2 protein-coding genes are annotated in these 3,116 nt (G+C 68.2%); both read right to left on the bottom strand.

The genetic code is table 11. The features are described 5' to 3' along the window. A partial coding sequence (locus tag VEG08_14265) for a DNA translocase FtsK 4TM domain-containing protein (GenBank protein HXZ29154.1) occupies positions 1-2,086 on the bottom strand: 2,086 nt, incomplete at its 3' end. 184 nt (positions 2,087-2,270) lie between these two features. Further along, on the bottom strand, positions 2,271-3,116 hold an 846-nt coding region (locus tag VEG08_14270), incomplete at its 5' end, for an undecaprenyl-diphosphate phosphatase (GenBank protein ID HXZ29155.1).

Genomic DNA, 3,116 nt, shown 5'->3' on the forward strand with positions numbered 1-3,116 from the left:
GGAACTTGTGCTCGTACTGCGCCTGGCCCTGGGCGCGCCAGAATTCCACCACCCCGCCGATCTCCTTCTCCGTCACCAGGGGAGCGTGCACGCGGTGCACCCGCGCCGAGCCCGAGGGCAGGTAGAGCATGTCGCCGCGGCCCAGCAGGGCTTCGGCGCCGTTTGCGTCGAGGATGGTGCGCGAGTCTACCTTGGTGGCCACGCGGAAGCTCACGCGCGCCGGGAAGTTGGCCTTGATCAGCCCGGTGATCACGTCCACCGAGGGCCGCTGCGTGGCCAGGATCAGGTGGATGCCCACCGCCCGCGCCATCTGCGCCAGCCGGGTGATGGACTCCTCCACGTTGTTCTGGTCGATCATCATCAGGTCGGCCAGTTCGTCGATGATGATGATGATGTAGGGCAGCGGGCGCGCAGCCTCGTTGTTCTCGAACAGGCTGGGCGTCCGCTCTTCCTCGAAGAGCCGGTTGTACTGGTCGATGTGGCGCACGCCCTGCTCCGCCAGCAGCTTCAGCCGCCGCTCCATCTCCCGCACCGCGTTGCGCAGCGCGTAGGACGCCAGCTTGGGCTCGGTGATGATGGGGGTGTAGAGGTGGGGCAGGCCTTCGTACACACCCAGCTCCAGGCGCTTGGGATCCACCAGGATCAGGCGCACCTGGTCGGGGTTGGCCTTGTAGAGCATGGAGATGATCATGGAGTTGATGGCCACGCTCTTGCCCGCGCCGGTGGAGCCCGCGATCAGCAGGTGGGGCATGGCGCCCAGCTCCGCGGTCACGATGCGCCCGTTGATGTCCTTGCCCATGGCCAGGGTGAGCCGCGACTTGGAGCCTGCGAACTCCTGCGACTCGATGATCTCGCGCAGCCAGATGGTCTCGCGCTCGCGGTTGGGCACCTGGATGCCCACCGTGGACTTCCCCGCCATGCGCTCGATCAGGATGCTCTCCGCCCGCAGCGCCAGGCAGAGATCGTCCGACAGCCCGGTCACGCGGCTGTACTTGATGCCGGCGTCGGGCTTGAACTCGAAGGTGGTCACCACAGGCCCGGGATTGATGTGCGTCACCTGGCCGTAGACCTCGAACTCGGCCAGCTTCTCCACCAGCACCTGGGCCAGCGACTTCAGGTCCTCCTCGTTCACCGCGCGCTGCTCGTCGGGACGGTGGAGCAGGGAACTGGAGGGCAGCTTGTAGCCGCCCGCGATCTTGGGCATGGTGGTCTTGCTCTTGGCGCCGTTATCGGCGCGCGCGCCCACCTCGGGCGCTGGCGTGGAGGCCGCCCCCCGCGCCGGAGCGGGCGCGGCCGCGGGCGCAGGCGGAGGGTAGGCCGCCGGCGCGGCTTCCATCTGCTCTTCCTGCAGGCGCTCGATGCCGGTCTTCTGGCCCACACGGCGCGCGGGCAGCAGTTGCGTGGTGACGGTGGATCGGGAAACGGCCGCGGCCTTGCGCTTGGCCGCCTGCCGCTCCGCTTGCGCCTTGGCCCGCGCCATCCGCCAATCCTGGAAGCGGTCCCAGGCCGCGAAGACGAAGGCGAAGCGCGTCTCCAGCCACAGGTGTACGGCCCCGAAGGAGAAGGCGGTGGCCAGGTAGAGGGCGATGGCGATGGCCCCCGCGCACACCAGGTAGGCGCCCACCAGATTCAGGTAGTGCAGCAGGGCATCGCTCACGATGCGGCCCAGCAGGCCCTCGATGGGCAGCGCGTGCCGCCAGCGCAGGTGCCAGGGCAGCAGTCCCAGCAGCGCGGGGACGAAGACCAGCAGCGCCAGCGCTCCCAGGCTCTTGGCCAGCGGCGAATCCACCGGGCGGGAGCGGAACCAGCGCGTGGCCAGCAGCCACAGCATCCCCGGCACGAAGAAGATGGTGATTCCCAGCAGTTGCAACAGCAGGTCGCTGCCGTAGGCGCCTACCATCCCCACCCAGTTGCGCGCCGGGTTGGAGGCCGCGGGCGAGGCGGCGGTGTTCAGCGAGGGATCGAGCGGGGAATAGCTCGCCAGGGCGAGCAATAGCAGGATGGCGAAGATGAAAACAAGGAAGCCCACCAGCTCGTTGAGCCGGCGGTTCTTGGTCGGCGTGAACAGCAGCGAAAAGTACTTCACAGGCGTATTCGGGCCACTCCCCGGGCGGCAGCCCGGCAGGTGGCGCGCAAAGTACGCCAGAGCAAGGCGATTATGCCACATTTCCGGCTCCGGCAAGGGGAAATCCCCGTCCCGGGGTGGCGATGCAGTGCCCTGGCAACCGTTCGATTGGGGTGCGTTCGCGCCCCGGTAGGGTTCGGGAGGCCTACCCGATCCAGTGCCACGCCCACGCCAGCACGAAGGCTCCGGCCAGAATCCGGTACACGGCGAAGGCAGCGAAGCCGCGCGTCCGCACCCAGCGCATGAACCAGGCCACGGCCCCGTAGGCCACCACGAAGCTCACCACGAAGCCGATGGCCAGCAGCACCCAGCCATGGGCGTCGATGTGCGTAGCCCCCAGCGGGTTCACGCCGTGGTGCGGGATCACCGACTTGTACAAGTCGTAGAGCGTGGCCGCCGCCATGGTGGGCATGGAGAGAAAGAAGCTGAACTCCAGCGCCGACGCCCGGGTCATCCCCGCCACCTGCCCCGCGGCGATGGTGGACATGGAGCGCGAGGTCCCGGGAAAGACTGCGGAGAGGATCTGGCAGGCCCCGATCCACACCGCCTGCAGCAGGTTCATCTCCTCCATATCCTGGGTGCGGAAGGGGTGCCCGGGGTGGGGCGTGCCGCAGAGCGCGTCCACGATCCCCATGACCACTCCGCCCACCACCAGCGACGTGCCCATCACCACCAGGCTCTCCAAGTGCTTGCCGATCACCTTGGTGAGCAGCAGCGAGGGGACCGCGGTCACTACGAAGGCGAGCAGGGTCAGCGAGAGCGGGTGGGTGAGCCAGGTGCGGTCGCCCTGGCGCCCGCGCGGGAAGGTGGACAGGAAGCCCCGGATGCGCTTGCGGAAGTAGAGGGGCAGGCACAGGATGGCGCCCAACTGGATCACGATGGTGAACATCTTCCAGTAGCCGTTGCCCAGGTCCACGCCCAGCAGCGCCTCGGCGATGCGCAGGTGGGCGGTCGAACTGACCGGCAGGAACTCCGTCAGGCCCTCGATGAT

This window comes from Terriglobales bacterium (assembly GCA_035624475.1).
Classification (GTDB): domain Bacteria; phylum Acidobacteriota; class Terriglobia; order Terriglobales; family Acidobacteriaceae; genus DASPRL01.